This window comes from Pseudomonas sp. Leaf127, assembly GCF_001423155.1.
Classification (GTDB): domain Bacteria; phylum Pseudomonadota; class Gammaproteobacteria; order Pseudomonadales; family Pseudomonadaceae; genus Aquipseudomonas; species Aquipseudomonas ovata.
Genome location: NZ_LMOA01000023.1, coordinates 663473 through 679853, shown reverse-complemented (window position 1 = coordinate 679853; position 16381 = coordinate 663473). Strand labels below are relative to the sequence as shown.

Sequence of the window (16381 nt, the reverse complement as noted above, 5' to 3'; positions counted from 1 at the left end):
CCCCGCCCGCATGTTCGATTTCCATGCCACGCTCACCCAGCGCTTTGCGGCCCTGCGCAGCCAGGCGCCGTTCTTTTCCGTGCGCCATGTGCGCCGTACCCACCAGCACCTGTCGGTGCGCCGCAACGTGGCGCAGCCGCTGGCGCTGGGCCTGGATGAAGGGGTGATGATCACCGTGCGCCTGGCCGGGGTCGAGACCTATGCCGCCACCCACGACCTGTCGCAGCGCGGCCTGCAGGCGGCACTCGAATGTGCCGAACAACTGGCCCGCCAGCTGGCGCCCCATGCGCTGCTGGACCTGACCGAACAACCGGTGTCCAGCGCCTGTGCCGACTACCTGTCACCGCACCTGGACGCTGCTTTTCCGGCCCTGGGCGATGCCCTGGCGCTGCTGCAGAGCGAATCGGCGGCCGTGCCCCGCGACGAGCGCCTGGTCGACTGGCAAGCCAGCCTGGGGCTGGAGACGGTCGAACAGATCTACCTCAATACCGCCGGCGCCCGGATTCGCCAGGCGCAACGCTTTGTCTATCCGGGCCTGAGCGTCACTGCCTATGACGGCCACGACAGCCAGACCCGCAGCCTGGGCGGCAGCAACTTCGGCCAGCAAGGCGGCGTCGAGGTCATCGAGCGCTGTGGCCTGATCAATGCGGCCCCGCGCATTGCCGATCAGGCCCTGCAACTGATCCAGGCGCCCAACACCCCCAGCGGCCCGCGCGACCTGCTGTTGATGCCCGACCAGATGAGCCTGCAGATTCACGAGTCCATCGGCCACCCGCTGGAACTGGACCGCATCCTGGGCGACGAACGCAATTACGCCGGCACCAGCTTCGTCAAGACTGCGGACTTCGGCACCCTGCAATACGGCTCGGCGCTGCTCAACGTGACCTTCGACCCGGACATCCCGGAGCAACTGGCCAGCTACAGCCATGACGACGACGCCAGCCCCGCCAGCAAGCATTTCCTGATCCGCAACGGTTTGCTGGAGCGCCCGCTGGGCGGCGCGCTGTCGCAATACCGCAGCGGCCTGCCGGGGGTGGCCAACAGCCGCGCCTGCAACTGGAACCGCGCGCCCATCGACCGCATGGCCAACCTCAATATCGAGGCGGGTGATCAGTCGTTCGAACAACTGGTGGCGGGCATTGAACGCGGCATCCTGATGTCGACCAACCGTTCGTGGTCCATCGACGATGCACGCAACAAGTTCCAATTCGGCTGCGAATGGGGCCGGCTGATCGAAGACGGCCAGCTCAAGGGCGTGGTCAAGAACCCCAACTACCGGGCGGTGTCGGCGCAGTTCTGGCGCAACCTCTGCGCGGTGGGCAATGCCGACACCGTCGAAGTGCTGGGCACGCCCAATTGCGGCAAGGGCGAACCCAACCAGGTGGTGCGGGTCGGGCATGCTTCGCCAGCCTGTGTATTCAATGATGTGGATGTATTCGGAGGAGACGCCTGATGGAACGGCAAACACAGTTCGAGGCACTGGTTGCCGTGCTCAGGGCCGCTCTGCACCCTGCTGAGCAGTTCAGCCTGGCCTATGAGGCCGAAGCGTCCGATTTCATCCGTTTCAACCACGGCCAGGTGCGCCAGGCCGGCTGCGTTCAGCAGGCCAGTGTCAGCCTCAAGCTGATCCACGAGGGCCGGCATGCCGACCTGACCCTGACCCTGGCCGACGATTCCGACGAGGACCGCCGGCGCCTGGAGCAAGCCGTGACCCAGGTGCGCCAGGCCCTGCCGTTGTTGCCGCCAGACCCGTACCTGCTGCCCAACACCGAGGCCTGGCACAGCGAAAACCGGCAAGCCGCGCCGTTGCCCGACACCCAGGACGTGGTGGCCCGGATCAGCGAACGTGCCCATGGCCTGGACCTGGTCGGCATCTACGCCGCCGGTCCGATCTATCGCGGCTTTGCCAGTTCATGGGGGGCAATGGGCTGGCACCAGGCCAATAGCTTCAACCTCGACTGGAGCCTGTTTCACCCCAATGGCCAGGCGGTAAAAGCCAATTACGCCGGTCACGACTGGGACAGCGCAGCCTTTGACCGTCAGTTCGAACAGGCCCGCGAGCAACTTGACTACCTGGGCCGCCCGGCCATCACCCTGGCGCCGGGTCAGTACCGCGCCTACCTGGCCCCGGCGGCGCTGGACGAAATCATCGGCATGCTCGCCTGGGGCGGTTTTTCTGCCCAGGCCATCGCCAGCAAGCACAGCCCGTTGCAGCGCCTGTACGACGGCGAGGCGCGTTTCAATGCCGCAGTGTCGCTCGATGAACAGGTCAGTGGTTCGCTGTCGCCGGCGTTTTCCGGTGAAGGCTACCCGCGCCGCGACCTCGCCCTGATCACATATGGCAAGGCCGGCGAGCGACTGGTCGATTCGAGCAGCGCCGCCGAGTACAACTTGCCGGCCAACGGCGCCAATGCCGGTGAGTCGCCCAGCGCGCTGAGCATGGCCGGCGGCGACCTGGAGCAGGCGCAGATCCTGGCCCGGCTCGGCACCGGCTTGTACATCGGCAACCTCTGGTACCTGAACTTCTCCGACATGCCGGCCGCGCGCATGACCGGCATGACCCGTTTCGCAACCTTCTGGGTCGAGGACGGTCGGATTATTGCGCCCGTCAGCACCATGCGTTTCGACGACAGCGCCTACAGCCTGCTCGGCGACCAGCTCGAAGCCTTGACCCGCGAGCGCGAACTGATCCTGTCGACCAGCACCTACGAACAGCGCCAGACATCCTCGACGCACCTGCCCGGCGCCCTGATCAACCGCCTGACCCTGACGTTGTAGCCAACCGCATGACGACCTCGACACCTTTGCTCGACGAAAAGACCCTGCGCTGGATGCCTTGGGTGATTGCCATCGCCTTCTTCATGCAGAGCCTGGACGGCACCATCCTCAATACGGCGTTGCCGTCGATGGCCCACTCGCTGCAGGAAGACCCGCTGCGCATGCAGTCGGTGGTCATTGCCTACATGCTGACCATTGCGCTGCTGATCCCGGCCTCGGGCTGGATCGCCGACCGCTTCGGCATCAAGCGGATCTTCTTCAGCGCGATCCTGTTGTTCAGCCTGGGTTCGTTGTTGTGCGCGGTGTCCTGGTCGGTCGACATGCTGGTCGGGGCACGGATCATCCAGGGGCTGGGCGGCGCACTGATGCTGCCGATCGGCCGGCTGATCGTGCTGCGCGCCTACCCGCGCTCGGAGCTGGTGCGGATCATGGGTTTCATCACCGTGCCCGGTCTGCTCGGCCCGCTGCTGGGGCCGACCCTGGGCGGCTGGATGGTCGAGTACATGAGCTGGCACTGGATCTTCCTGCTCAATATTCCGGTGGGCATCCTCGGTTGCTATGCGGTGCATCGCTTTATCCCGGACCTGCCCGGTGGCGGGCGCACGCGCTTCGACAGCGTGGGCTTTTTGCTGTTTGGCGCCTCGATGCTGTTGATCACCATTGCCCTGGAGGGCCTGAGCGAACTGCACCTGTCGCCGTTTCGCGTGGTCCTGCTGCTGTTCGCCGGCATGGGCTGCCTGGCGGCCTACTGGCTGCGCGCCGGCCACGTCGAGTCGCCGCTGTTTTCGCCCAGCCTGTTTCGCACCCGCACTTTTGCAGTGGGCATTCTGGGCAATCTGTTCTCACGCCTGGGCAGTGGCGCACTGCCGTTTCTGGTGCCGCTGCTGCTGCAGGTGGCGCTGGGTTACTCGCCGTCCGAGGCGGGCATGAGCATGCTGCCACTGGCGGCGGCCGGCATGCTCGCCAAGGGCCTGGCGCGCTGGCTGATCGACGCGCTGGGCTATCGAGTGATCCTGACCGCCAATACCTTGCTGCTGGGTCTGTTGCTGGCCAGTCTGGCACTGATCGATGCGCAGACGCCGTACTGGGTATTGCTGGTGCACCTGGCGCTGCTGGGCGCGGTGAACTCGTTGCAGTTCACGGCGATGAACACCGTGACCCTGATCGACCTCAGCGATGCCAGCGCCGCCAGTGGCAACAGCCTGTTGTCGGTGGTGGCGCAACTGGCCCTGAGCCTGGGCGTGGCGGCTGCGGCGGCCTTGCTGGGCGGGTTCAGCACCAATGCGGCGACCGGCGAAGCCAGCGATGTGCTGGGCGCCTTCCAGCTGACCTTCCTGAGTGTCGGGGTGATGTCGGTGCTGGCGGCGGGGATCTTTCTGCAGTTGCCGGGACGGGAACCGGCAAAGCCTGCGGAGCGGTAGGAGCGCGCTCTGCCCGCGACCGAGTGCGTTAGCGCTCGTAAAATTTCGGAAACGCTGAAAGTTCATGACTGATACTTTTGCGAAACGCTGAAAATTTACGACTGCTAACGCAGCCGGTCGCGGGCAAGCGCGCTCCTACGGATGAATTAATATCCAATAAAATCAGCAGTCATCTTTTTGGCGAGGGTAGCCACAGCTGCGAATGACGCATGCAGCGCCGCCATCCCCGGCTAAAGCCGGTCCTACACATTCATACGACCTGATACACTGCGCAGCATTTTGTCTTGCAGGTTCACCGTCGTGACACAAACCGCTTTCAACACCTTGCCCCTGTCCGCTGCCATGCTGGCCAACCTTGAGTCGCTGGGGTACGCCGAAATGACGCCGATCCAGGCGCAAGGCCTGCCGGTGATCCTCAAGGGCATGGACCTGATTGCCCAGGCCCAGACCGGCAGCGGCAAGACCGCTGCCTTCGGTATCGGCCTGCTCAACCCGATCAACCCGCGCTTCTTCGGCTGCCAGGCCCTGGTCATGTGCCCGACCCGCGAGCTGGCCGACCAGGTGGCCAAGGAAATCCGCCGCCTGGCCCGTGCCGAGGACAACATCAAGGTGCTGACCCTGTGCGGCGGCGTGCCGTTCGGCCCGCAGATCGGCTCGCTGGAACACGGCGCGCACATCATCGTCGGCACCCCGGGCCGCATCCAGCAGCACCTGCGCAAAGGCTCGCTGGTGCTCGATGGTGTCAACACCCTGGTGCTCGACGAAGCCGACCGCATGCTCGACATGGGCTTTGTCGATGCCATCACCGACATCGTCAGCCAGACCCCCGAGCGGCGCCAGACCCTGCTGTTCTCGGCCACCTACCCGGCCGGCATCAAGCAACTGGCGGCCAAATTCATGCGTGACCCGCAGACGGTCAAGGTGCAGACCCTGCACGCCGACAGCCAGATCCAGCAGATCTTCTATGAAATCGCCCCCGAGCAGCGCCTCGATGCCGTGGTGCGCGTGCTCAATCACTTCCAGCCGGCCTCGGCCGTAGCGTTCTGCTTTACCAAGCAGCAGGTCCAGGAAGTGGTCGATCACCTGACCGCCAAGGGCATGTCGGCCGTGGCCTTGCATGGCGACCTGGAGCAGCGCGACCGCGACCAGGTGCTGGCGATGTTCGCCAACCGCAGCACCTCGGTGCTGGTGGCCACCGACGTGGCGGCCCGCGGCCTGGATATCGACGCCCTGGACATGGTGATCAACGTCGAACTGGCGCGTGATTCGGAAATCCATGTACACCGCGTAGGCCGTACCGGCCGCGCCGGTGAGAAAGGCGTGGCAATCAGCCTGGTGGCGCCGCCGGAAAGCGCCCGCGCCCGCGCCATCGAGTCGCTGCAGAAGGCCGCGCTGAACTGGCAGCCCTACGACGACCTGACCACCAAGGGTGGCGCCCGCCTGCAACCGGCCATGACCACGCTGTGCATTGCCTCGGGCCGCAAGGAAAAACTGCGCCCCGGCGATATCCTCGGTGCCCTGACCGGCGACGCCGGCATTCCGGGTGCGAAAGTGGGCAAGATCGCGATCTTCGACTTCCAGTCGTACGTGGCCGTGGAACACGCCATCGCCCAGCAGGCCCTGGATCGCCTGAGCAAGGGCAAGATCAAGGGCAAGTCGCTGCGCGTGCGGATTCTCTGACGTTCGGCGGGCTATCGAACTCCCCCTGGTAGGAGCGCGCTTGCCCGCGACCGAGTGCGCAGCGCTCGCAAAATCTCGGAAACGCTGAAAGTTCATGACTGATACTTTTGTGAAACGCTGAAAGTTCATGACTGATACTTTTGTGAAACGCCACAAATTTACGACTGCTCACGCAGCCGGTCGCGGGCAAGCGCGCTCCTACACCCCCCCCATGGCCTCTGAGGATTCTGTTGTGCCTGTTACTGACGTTGTCATCATCGGCGCCGGCGCGGCCGGTTTGATGTGTGCGCTGACCGCTGCGGCGCGTGGTCGGCGGGTAATGGTCATCGACCATGCCAACAAGCCCGGCAAGAAGATCCTGATGTCCGGCGGCGGGCGTTGCAATTTCACCAACATGTACACGGAACCGGCCAATTTCCTGTCGCATAACCCGCATTTCTGCAAGTCGGCGCTGGCGCGCTACACGCAGTGGGACTTCATCGCGATGGTCGCCAAGCATGGCGTGCCTTATCACGAGAAAAAGCTCGGCCAGTTGTTCTGCGACAACAAGGCCAGCGACATCCTCGAGATGCTGCTGGAACACTGCCGTGACGCCGGCGCCAGCCTGCACATGGATACCTCGGTGCAGAACATCGACAGGATCGACAGTGGCTACCGCTTGCAGACCACGCTGGGAACGCTCGAGTGCACCTCGCTGGTGATCGCCAGCGGCGGCCTGTCGATTCCAACCCTGGGGGCGACCGGCTTCGGCTATCAGGTCGGCCAGCAGTTCGGCCACACACTGCTGCCGACCCGCGCAGGCCTGGTGCCGTTCACCATCACCGACGCGCTCAAGGTGCTGTGCACCGAGCTGTCGGGCACCTCGGTCGATTGCCTGGTGAGCTGCAACGACAGGGCGTTCCGCGAAAACCTGTTGTTTACCCATCGCGGCCTGAGCGGGCCGGCGATGCTGCAGATCTCTTCGTTCTGGCAGCCGGGCGACACGCTGCACATCAACCTTTTGCCCGACCACGACGCGCACGAGTGGCTCAAGCAGCAACAGGCCGAGCGTCCCAACAGCGAACTGAAAACCCTGCTGGGCGAGTTGTTCACCAAGAAGATGGCGACCCTGCTGGCCGAGCACTGGTTCACGTCGAAGCCGCTCAAGCAGTACACCCATGCGGAACTGGCCAGCCTCGCGGAAAAACTGGCCGACTGGCAGGTGGTGCCGGCCGGCACCGAAGGCTACCGCACCGCCGAAGTGACCCTGGGCGGCATCGACACCCGCGAGGTGTCGTCCAAGACCATGGAGTCGCTGAAGTCACCTGGGCTTTACTTCATCGGCGAAGTGCTGGATGTAACCGGCCACCTGGGCGGCTTCAATTTCCAGTGGGCCTGGGCCTCGGGCTACGCGGCGGCGCAATACGTGTGACATGACGCCGCAGCCGGCAACGCCTGGCGACGGCCGGAACATTTTTTGCTGATGCCGGTGTACAGCCCACGCGTAGGGCTGTACATATCCCTCTGCATGATCATTCGTGAAAAAGGCTGTCAGCGCATTCATGGCATCTAAATCCTTGCGTCACACGCTGCGTCGCTTATGGGCCCAGGACAAGTTCAGCTACAGCATCCGGGTGTTCATCGCCCTGACCGGCAGCATGGCCTTGTGTTGGTACCAGAACGAGATGGGCCTGCTGATCCCGCTGTTTCTGGGCATCATCGCCTGCGCCCTGGCCGAAACCGACGACAACTGGCAGGGCCGCCTCAATTCGCTGGCCGTGACGCTGGTGTGTTTCAGCGTGGCGGCGCTGGCGGTGGAGCTGCTGTTTCCCTACCCCTGGATCTTTGCCATTGCCCTGGCCCTGGCGAGCTTTTGCCTGACCATGCTCGGTGCCTTGGGCGAGCGCTACGGCGCCATTGCCTATGCCACGCTGATCCTGTCGGTGTACACCATGATCGGCGTCGACCAGCGCGGCGGCGAGGTGCTGGACTTCTGGCATGAGCCGATGCTGCTGGTGGCCGGCGCCGCCTGGTACGGGCTGCTGTCAGTGCTGTGGCAGATGCTGTTTTCCAACCAGCCGGTGCAGCAGGCCCTGGCGCGGCTGTTTCGTGAGTTGGGGCTGTACCTGAAGCTCAAGTCGAGCCTGTTCGAGCCGATCCGCACCCTGGATATCGAGGCGCGACGCCTGGAACTGGCGCAACAGAACGGCAAAGTGGTGGCGGCGCTCAACGCCACCAAGGAGATCATCCTGCACCGGGTCGGCAGCGGCCGGCCGGGCTCGAAGGTCAGTCGCTACCTGAAGCTGTACTTCATCGCCCAGGACATTCACGAGCGCGCCAGTTCCTCGCACTACCCCTATAACTCGCTGACCGAAGCGTTCTTTCACAGCGACGTGCTGTTCCGCTGCCAGCGCCTGTTGCGCCAGCAAGGCTCGGCCTGCCAGGCGCTGTCCGAATCGATCCAGATGCGCCAGCCGTTCATCTACCACGCCAATTTTGCCGAGGCCATGGAAGACCTGCGGGCGTCGCTGGAGCACTTGCGCGTGCAGAGCAACCCGGCCTGGCGCAGCCTGTTGCGCTCGCTGCGGGCACTGGCGGCCAACCTGGAAACCCTCGACCGGCTGATCAAGGATGCCAGCAACCCCGACGCCCTGGCCGATGCCAGCGACAGCAGCCTGCTGGACCGCTCGCCGCGCACGTTCAAGGATGTCTGGAGCCGCCTGCGCCAGCACCTGACCCCGACCTCATTGCTGTTTCGCCATGCCCTGCGCCTGCCGCTGGCGCTGTCGATCGGCTATGCGATGGTGCACCTGATTCATCCCACCAATGGCTACTGGATCATCCTGACCACGGTATTTGTCTGCCAGCCCAGCTACGGGGCCACCCGGATCAAGCTCGGCCAGCGGATCATCGGCACGTCCATCGGCCTGGTGGCGGGTTGGGCACTGTTCGGCCTGGTGACCAGCCCGATCCTGCAGTCGATGTGTGCGGTGCTGGCGGGCGTGGTGTTCTTCGTCAACCGCACCACGCGCTACACGCTGTCGACGGCGGCGATCACGGTGATGGTGCTGTTCTGTTTCAATCAGGTCGGCGATGGCTACGGGCTGCTGCTGCCACGCCTGCTCGACACCCTGCTGGGCAGTCTGATCGCGGGCCTGGCGGTGTTTCTGTTCCTGCCCGACTGGCAGGGCCGGCGCCTGAACAAGGTGCTGGCCAATACCCTGGCATGCAACAGCCTGTACCTGCGCCAGATCATGCAGCAGTACGCCAAGGGCAAGAGCGACGACCTCGCCTACCGGCTGGCCCGGCGCAATGCTCACAACGCCGACGCGGCACTGTCGACCACGCTGGCCAACATGCTCAAGGAGCCCGGGCACTTTCGCAAGGAAGCCGATGTGGGCTTTCGCTTCCTGGTGCTGTCGCACACGCTGCTCAGCTACCTGTCGGGCCTGGGCGCGCACCGCGATACGCTGTTGCCACCTGCGGTGCATGAGCAATTGATCGACGGTGCCGGCGCGACGCTGGCGGCCAGCCTTGAAGACATCGCCCGCTGCCTGGCCGAGCGCCAGCCGGTGGCGGTGCAGAGCGACGCCGAGGAGGCCCTGGCCACCGAACTTGAACAGGTGCCTGACGAGCTGGAGGAAAGCCAGCGCCTGGTGCAGACCCAACTGGCCTTGATCTGCCGGCAACTGGCGCCCTTGCGCACGCTGGCGGCGCACTTGATCAAGCAGCCGGAGCCGGCTTGACGACGCCGGGATAAAAACGCAAGGGCCGGGTTGTTCTGAAGGGGTTGTTCCTGCTGGCCGTGGTGGTCTGTGAGAAGGGTTCCGACCCTCTTGCGAAGACACACCACCCCCCCCGTACTTCCTAAGCCCTTGCCTCTAAAACCCATGCCGCCTGAACAGCGCCTCATAGCTGCCATCGGCGCGCATGGCGGCAATGGCAGCGTCGAAGCGCTCCACGATCAAGGCATGTTCGGGGTGCTTGAGGCTGACCAGGATACGCAGGTTGTTCTCACTCAAGGGGTTGGGCAGGAACTCGAGTGTATCGCGCACCTGCGGCTCTTCCAGGGCCAGTTGATGACGCGCCACCAGTTCGTCCTCAAGGGTCAGGTCGATGCGCCCTGCCGCCAGCATCCGGGCGGCCATGGAAAAATTCTGTACCGGCACCTTGCGCAGCCGGGTGTTGCTGTCGAAAGCCGGCGCATAGGCATAGCCGCGCACCACACCGATGCTGTACTGACGCAGCAACGACAGGCTCCAGTCCTCGATGGGCTCATCCTTGCGCTTGAGAAACAGAATCCGGTTGACCAGATAGCCCCCGGAGAATTGCCCGATCGTGGTGCGATCTTCGCTGTACCAGGCATTGATCAACACATCGTGGCGCCCCTCGGACAGGCCAAGCATCGCCCGCGCCCAAGGCAGTTGCTGGTACACCGTCACATAGCCGGCGCGGGCCAGCGCCGTGCTGACGATATCAGTGGCCAGGCCGCCATTGAGCAGTACCGAATCGGTGAATGGCGCCCAAGGGTCGGCCACCAGCCGCAAGCGCTCTGCTGCATTGCCATGGGCCATCAGCAGGCATCCCATCATCCCTATGACCTGAATCCATCGCTGCATGCACACGTTCCTGATCTGGCCCGTTGCCCGGAATGCTTCCGATCAACTCATGGATACTCGACACAGCGTTCGGTCCACGCTCACCGATGCTACCAATACACTCAGCCGCATTGACAGACCAAGCGCACCTTGCGCCCTGCACGATGGCAGGCGAAACAGGGTTTTATTGGGAATACCGCCCGATGAGTTTAGAATCCGCTCAGGTTTCCCTCCGAGTCAGCGACATGTCTATCAAATGGATCTGCAAACACCATACCGACCTGAGCATCGAACAGCTTTACGCCGTTCTGCGCCTGCGGGCCGAGGTGTTCGTGGTCGAGCAGCAATGCGCGTATCTGGATATCGACGGACTGGATATGACCGGCGACACCTGCCACCTGATGGGCTGGCAGAACGAGCAACTGGTGGCCTACCTGCGCCTGCTGGACCCGATCCAGCAAGCGGGCGATGTGACCATCGGTCGGGTAGTGACGGCACCGTCGATCCGCAAGATGGGCCTGGGCCACGAACTGATGGTCCAGGCCCTGGAGCATGCCGAGCGCAAGTGGCCCGACCAGCCCATCTACCTGTCGGCCCAGGCGCACCTGCAAGGCTATTACAGCCGCTACGGCTTCGATCCGGTGGGCGAGCTCTACCTGGAAGACAATATCCCGCACATCGGCATGCGCCGCGACCTGGAATGATTGCCTGCCGTGGTCATGGATAGGCCAGCACCTGCCTGATCGTCACCAGATTGCGCTCGATCCAGGCCTTGTCGATGGCGCCCCAGTCATGGATCCGGTAGTCACCGGCCTGGTTGCGCGCGCCCTCGCGCTGCTCGAATTCACACACGATGTCCAGGTCGGCCAGGGCGGCGATGGTGTCCTGCGCGGTGCGCCGTGGCATGCCGGTCACCTCGACCAGCGCCGGCACAGTGCCGGCCTGCCCGCTGTCGATCAGCCAGGCCACGTACAGGCGGCGGTAGAAGCTGCTTTTGGTCTTGCTGACGTCCATGGTTGATTCCTTTGTCTTAAGCGCCTTGCGATCCAGCCTGACCCTGGCCGATGGGCTGATTTCACGGGCCCGTCGCGGGCAGAGCCCCCTCCCACAAGCGCGTCGTTGCTGATCAGTCAGTGGTAGCGCTGCCCGGCATGTCGCGCCAGGTCAGGTAGACGCGCAAGTCGAATTCCAGCTGGTGGTAGCCGGGCAGCATGTGCTCGCACAACTTGTAGAACGCCTTGTTATGGTCGCTTTCCTTGAAGTGCGCCAGTTCGTGGACCACGATCATGCTCAGGAACTCGGGCGCCGCCTCCTTGAACAGCGAAGCCACGCGAATCTCTTTCTTGGCCTTGAGCTTGCCGCCCTGTACCCGCGACACCGTGGTGTGCAGGCCCAGTGCGCGGTGGGTCAGGTCCAGGCGGTTGTCGAACAGCACCTTGTCGATCGGCGGGGCATTGCGCAGGTGGTCGTTTTTCAACCCTTGGGCAAAGGCATACAACGCTTTGTCGCTCTGGATGGCGTGGCGCTGCGGGTAGCGTTTTTGCAGGTAATCGCCCAGGCGACCCTGGGCAATCAGGTCACGGACCTGATCCTGCAGGGCGGGCGGATAGGCTTGCAGATACTTGAGCGCAAACGGGCTGGGCACGATCGGGGCACACACGAACCGGAAAGCGGCCAGTCTACACCACTCAAACCACCTTCAAACCCGGCCCGCACCATTGACGCGGCATGCCGGTGGCCTGTTCGACACTCATGGGTGCCGCCACCAGCGGGCCCTGGATCAACTGGCAACCATTGGCGAGCAGCCACTGGTATTGCTCGAGACTGCTGACGCCATCGGCCATGACCTGCATGCCCAGGTTGCGTGCCAGCTCGATGATGCTGTGCGCCAGCGCCGCATCACGCGGCGAGTCGAGCAAGGTGGCAACGAAATGCCGGTCGATCTTCAACGTGTCGAGCTCAAGGGCACGCAGGTGCGCCAGCGAACAGTCGCCCACCCCGAAATCGTCCAGGGCCACGCGCACGCCAATGTCATGCAATTGGCGCAGCTGTTTGCGGCTATGGGCCAGGTTGTGCATCAACGAGCGTTCGCTGATCTCGACCTCGAGCTGCCCCGGACACAGGTCATGAAGCGCCAGCACGTGCTGCAGCTCGCAGGCCAGGTTCGGCAGGCAGAACTGTGCGGAGCCAATGGCCACGCTGATGACCAGGTCGGCATCGAACACCGGGATCCAGGCCTGACGTTGCCGGGCGCCCTGATCGAACATCCAGCCGCCAAGCCGGTTGATCAGCCGCGACTCTTCCAGCAACGGCATGAACAGCGCACGCGGTACATCGCCCACCACCGGGTGCTGCCAGTGCAGGATGGCCTCGAAACCGCGCAAGCGATTCTCGGCCAGGTTCACCTGCGGCTGGTAGATCACCGAGAACTGATGGTTGTCGATGGCACTGCGCACGCTGTCTTCAAGCATCAGCCGCGAACGCGCCCGACCGTTCATGTTCTGGTCATAGAAGCGGTATTGCTGGCGCCCGGCGCGCTTGGCCTCGTACATCGCAGTGTCGGCCACGCGCAGCAGCGCATCGAGGTCAGCGCCGCAGTGGGGATGGATGGCGATGCCGATGCTCACCCCCAGGGTGGCATCCACCCCATTGACATGTCGACGCACCGACACCCGCTCGATGATCTTTTCGGCGATCTTGGCCGCCTGCTCGGGATGCTCCAGCCCCTCGATCACCACGGCGAACTCATCGCCCCCAATGCGCGCCAGCACATCGTAGGGGCGCATGCATTCGCGCAACTGCCCGGCCACCCAGAGCAGCACCTGGTCGCCGGCCTCATGACCCAGTGAATCGTTGACGTGCTTGAAGCCGTCCAGGTCCAGGTACAGCACCGCCAGGCACTTTTCACTGCGCAGGTTGCGCTGCAACAGGCTGGGCACCGCCTTGTGCAGGCCGCGCCGATTGAGCAGACCGGTCAGCGCATCGGTCACGGCCTGCTGCTCCAGTTGCCGGTACAGGTCGCGCTCGACCGACATGTCGAGGATGCTCAGCACCATGGCTTTCTGTTCGGCAGGCAACGGTGCGCTGGAGAAGGTCACCGGCAACTGGCCACCGGTACGGGTGCGCAGGGTGGCATCGTGCACCCGCCAGGTTTCGCCACGCCGGTACCACTCATGAAACCCCGACTCCAGCCAGTGAGCGGCCTGTGGCTGGCCGACATGATCGAGCAGGGCCGAGCCACACAACCGTTGCTCGGTGCTGTCGAGCAGGCGGCAGATGGCCGGGTTGGCAAAGCGCACGATGCCGGCCTCGTCGACCACCAGAATGCCCTCGGCGACATTCGACAGCACCGAGGCATTGAAGGCCCGCGCCGCGTCCAGCTCCTGGGTCAGCGTCTGCAAGGCACGGCGATTGCGCTGCTGCTCCAGCAGGGCCTGGACCTTGGGCTTGAGGATATTGGGATCGAAGGGCTTGAACAGGTAGTCGGTGGCGCCGCTGGCGTAGCCCTTGTGCACCGCTTCCTGGCTTTGCTCGTTGGCGGTCAGAAAGATGATCGGGGTCAGCCGGGTGCGCTGGCTGCCCCGCATCAGCCGCGCCACCTCGAAACCATCCATGCCCGGCATCTGTACATCCAGCAGCACCAGGTCGACATCACGCTCGAGCAGCACGCTGAGCGCCTCGAACCCTGAGCTGGCCGTGACAATGCAACGGTCGGCACGCTGCAGAACCGCACACATCGTCACCAGGTTTTCGGGGTAATCGTCGACCACCAGAAGCACCGAAGCGCCATCACCTGGCTTGTCTTGCGCGCATTCCATGCCGTTTCTCTTGTAGTCGTGACAGGACGCGAGGGGTCTTGTCATCGGGATGCAACCAACTCTAGCCCTGCCTGAGAAAAAGGATAAGCACGCAGGCGCTTTGCCACCTTTAAAGTCGGTTCCAGCCGACTAACGGTAGGACACCGCCCATAAAAAAATGGCCCGCGCGTCACAGGACGGGCGGGCCATTTTCATGCAGAGCTGTCAGGCAAGCATCAGCGCACAGCGTCCTTATAGGCCTTGTCGGCCAGCTCGAAGCGTTGCTGCATGCTCGCCGATGGCTTCTGGCCGATCAGGCTGAACACCACGATGGCCAGGGTTGCCAGGATGAAGCCCGGCACGATTTCGTACAGGCCGAAGCTGGTGAACTGCTTCCACAGCACCACGGTCACGGCACCGACGATCACACCGGCCAGAGCGCCATTGCGGGTCATGCCCTTCCACAGCACCGAGATCAGCACTACCGGACCGAAGGCGGCGCCGAAGCCGGCCCAGGCGTAGCTCACCAGGCCCAGCACACGGTTGTTCGGGTTGGCGGCCAGGAAGATGGCGATGATTGCCACCAGCAGCACCATGGCACGACCGACCCACACCAGTTCGACCTGCGAGGCCCCCTTGCGCAGGTACGCCTTGTAGAAGTCTTCGGTCAGGGCACTGGAGCACACCAGCAACTGGCAGCTCAGGGTGCTCATGACCGCCGCCAGGATGGCCGACAGCAGGACACCGGTAATCCAGGGGTTGAACAGCAGCTTGGACAGCTCGATGAACACCCGCTCAGGGTTTTCGGTCACGGGACCGGCGAGATCCGGGTTGGCCGAGAAGTAGGCGATACCGAAGAAGCCCACGGCGCAGGTGCCGGCCAGGCACAGGATCATCCAGGTCATGGAGATGCGGCGCGCCTTGGCGATCGACTTGACCGAATCGGCGGCCATGAAGCGTGCCAGAATGTGCGGCTGGCCAAAGTAGCCCAGGCCCCAGGCCAGCAGCGAGATGATGCCGATGAAGGTGGTGTTCTTGAACATGTCGAAGCTGGTCGGATCCTTGGCTTCGATGGCTAGGAACGTGGTGTCGACACCGCCGGTGGCCAGCAGCACGATGATCGGCGTCAGGATCAGCGCGAAGATCATCAGCGTGGCCTGCACGGTATCGGTCCAGCTCACCGCCAGGAAGCCGCCCACGAAGGTGTAGGCGATGGTGGCAGCGGCGCCGGCCCACAGCGCGGTCTCGTAGGACATGCCGAAGGTGCTTTCGAACAGGCGTGCACCGGCCACGATGCCCGAGGCACAGTAGATGGTGAAGAAGATGAGGATCACGATGGCCGAGATGATGCGCAGCAGACCGCTGTTGTCTTCGAACCGGCTGGAGAAGTAGTCCGGCAGGGTCAGGGCATCACCGTTGTGCTCGGTCTGCACCCGCAGGCGACCGGCCACGAACAGCCAGTTGAGGTAGGCGCCGACGATCAGGCCGATGGCGATCCAGGTTTCCGACAGGCCTGACATGTAGATGGCGCCCGGCAGGCCCATCAACAGCCAGCCGCTCATATCCGAGGCACCGGCCGACAGGGCCGTGACGAAACTGCCCAGGCTGCGACCGCCCAGGATGTAATCGGAAAGGTTATTGGTCGAGCGATAGGCCATCAGGCCGATCAGCACCATTGCCGCGATATAGATCACGAAAGTGATCAGGGTGGGGTTCGTGAAACTCATGTGTTCTGCCTTGGCATTTGTTGTTATTCAACGCCCGGACGCTCAAGCCCGGTCGACCACTGAAATGCAGCCTGTTGCTTGCTCATGTCCGGGCGCTACGCTGACTGAAGACCCTCGCAAGCAGCCTTCGTCGTTAAGGTTGCACCGACGCCCGGCATCCTATTAAACATTCTGAACAAGGTGCAACCATTTTTACCCGGCGAGTTGCACCGACCATCGACCCGCTCACAACCCTGGCAAAAAGCCCGTTTTCCGGGCACCAAACAGGCATTTGACAGCTAATCGCACCAAAATCAGGCACTTAGCACAAATCGGCTTCGGCTGTTGGATCGCGAGTGTAAAGTTTCGACGAAAATGGGTTGCACTAGGTTGCACCCGGCTGGACGCAGGGATAATCTGCG

General features: G+C 63.6%; 12 protein-coding genes. 7 read left to right on the top strand and 5 right to left on the bottom strand.

Translation table 11 applies throughout. From position 1 onward, the window contains the following. Positions 1 to 10: 10 nt before the first annotated feature. The 6 genes from ASF84_RS24095 (at position 11) to yccS (ending at position 9604) form a co-directional block, all read left to right on the top strand. Complete coding sequence (locus tag ASF84_RS24095) at positions 11 to 1453, top strand: TldD/PmbA family protein (protein WP_056841382.1); 1443 nt, start codon at positions 11 to 13, stop codon at positions 1451 to 1453. After that, on the top strand, positions 1453 to 2778 hold the full coding sequence (locus tag ASF84_RS24090; RefSeq protein WP_056841381.1) for a TldD/PmbA family protein: 1326 nt from the start codon (positions 1453 to 1455) through the stop codon (positions 2776 to 2778). Before ASF84_RS24095 ends, ASF84_RS24090 begins: the two co-directional genes overlap by 1 nt. A gap of 8 nt (positions 2779 to 2786) precedes the next feature. Further along, a complete protein-coding gene (gene mdtD / locus ASF84_RS24085) occupies positions 2787 to 4199 on the top strand; it encodes a multidrug transporter subunit MdtD (protein ID WP_056841380.1) in 1413 nt (470 codons plus the stop codon). Between the two features lie 300 nt (positions 4200 to 4499). Continuing rightward, positions 4500 to 5879, top strand: coding sequence for an ATP-dependent RNA helicase DbpA (dbpA, locus tag ASF84_RS24080; protein ID WP_056841379.1), 1380 nt, complete (start codon positions 4500 to 4502; stop codon positions 5877 to 5879). Between the two features lie 232 nt (positions 5880 to 6111). Further along, positions 6112 to 7290: an NAD(P)/FAD-dependent oxidoreductase gene (locus ASF84_RS24075; RefSeq protein WP_056841378.1), complete on the top strand. Its 1179-nt coding sequence runs from the start codon at positions 6112 to 6114 to the stop codon at positions 7288 to 7290. Positions 7291 to 7420: 130 nt separating this feature from the next. After that, positions 7421 to 9604 (top strand): YccS family putative transporter, encoded by a 2184-nt coding sequence (gene yccS / locus ASF84_RS24070; RefSeq protein WP_056841521.1) that lies wholly within the window; start codon positions 7421 to 7423, stop codon positions 9602 to 9604. 135 nt (positions 9605 to 9739) lie between these two features. On the opposite strand, the gene ASF84_RS24065 is transcribed toward yccS, so the two are convergent. Continuing rightward, the gene (locus ASF84_RS24065; protein ID WP_056841377.1) at positions 9740 to 10477 is read right to left on the bottom strand and encodes a substrate-binding periplasmic protein; all 738 of its coding nucleotides are present in this window, start codon (positions 10475 to 10477) and stop codon (positions 9740 to 9742) included. Positions 10478 to 10701: 224 nt separating this feature from the next. Between ASF84_RS24065 and ASF84_RS24060 the strand changes: the two genes are divergently transcribed. Beyond that, positions 10702 to 11160: a GNAT family N-acetyltransferase gene (locus tag ASF84_RS24060; protein WP_056841376.1), complete on the top strand. Its 459-nt coding sequence runs from the start codon at positions 10702 to 10704 to the stop codon at positions 11158 to 11160. Between the two features lie 13 nt (positions 11161 to 11173). On the opposite strand, the gene ASF84_RS24055 is transcribed toward ASF84_RS24060, so the two are convergent. The 4 genes from ASF84_RS24055 to putP form a co-directional block, all read right to left on the bottom strand. Continuing rightward, positions 11174 to 11470 carry a winged helix-turn-helix domain-containing protein gene (locus ASF84_RS24055; RefSeq protein WP_056841375.1) on the bottom strand — a complete coding sequence of 99 codons (297 nt, stop codon included), beginning with the start codon at positions 11468 to 11470 and terminating at the stop codon, positions 11174 to 11176. 112 nt (positions 11471 to 11582) lie between these two features. Beyond that, complete coding sequence (locus ASF84_RS24050) at positions 11583 to 12101, bottom strand: M48 metallopeptidase family protein (RefSeq protein ID WP_056841520.1); 519 nt, start codon at positions 12099 to 12101, stop codon at positions 11583 to 11585. A gap of 43 nt (positions 12102 to 12144) precedes the next feature. Beyond that, positions 12145 to 14274, bottom strand: a complete 2130-nt coding sequence (locus ASF84_RS24045; protein WP_056841374.1) for a two-component system response regulator — start codon at positions 14272 to 14274, stop codon at positions 12145 to 12147. Positions 14275 to 14489: 215 nt separating this feature from the next. Beyond that, positions 14490 to 15980 (bottom strand): sodium/proline symporter PutP, encoded by a 1491-nt coding sequence (gene putP, locus ASF84_RS24040; RefSeq protein WP_056841373.1) that lies wholly within the window; start codon positions 15978 to 15980, stop codon positions 14490 to 14492. Between the last annotated feature and the right edge of the window lie 401 nt (positions 15981 to 16381).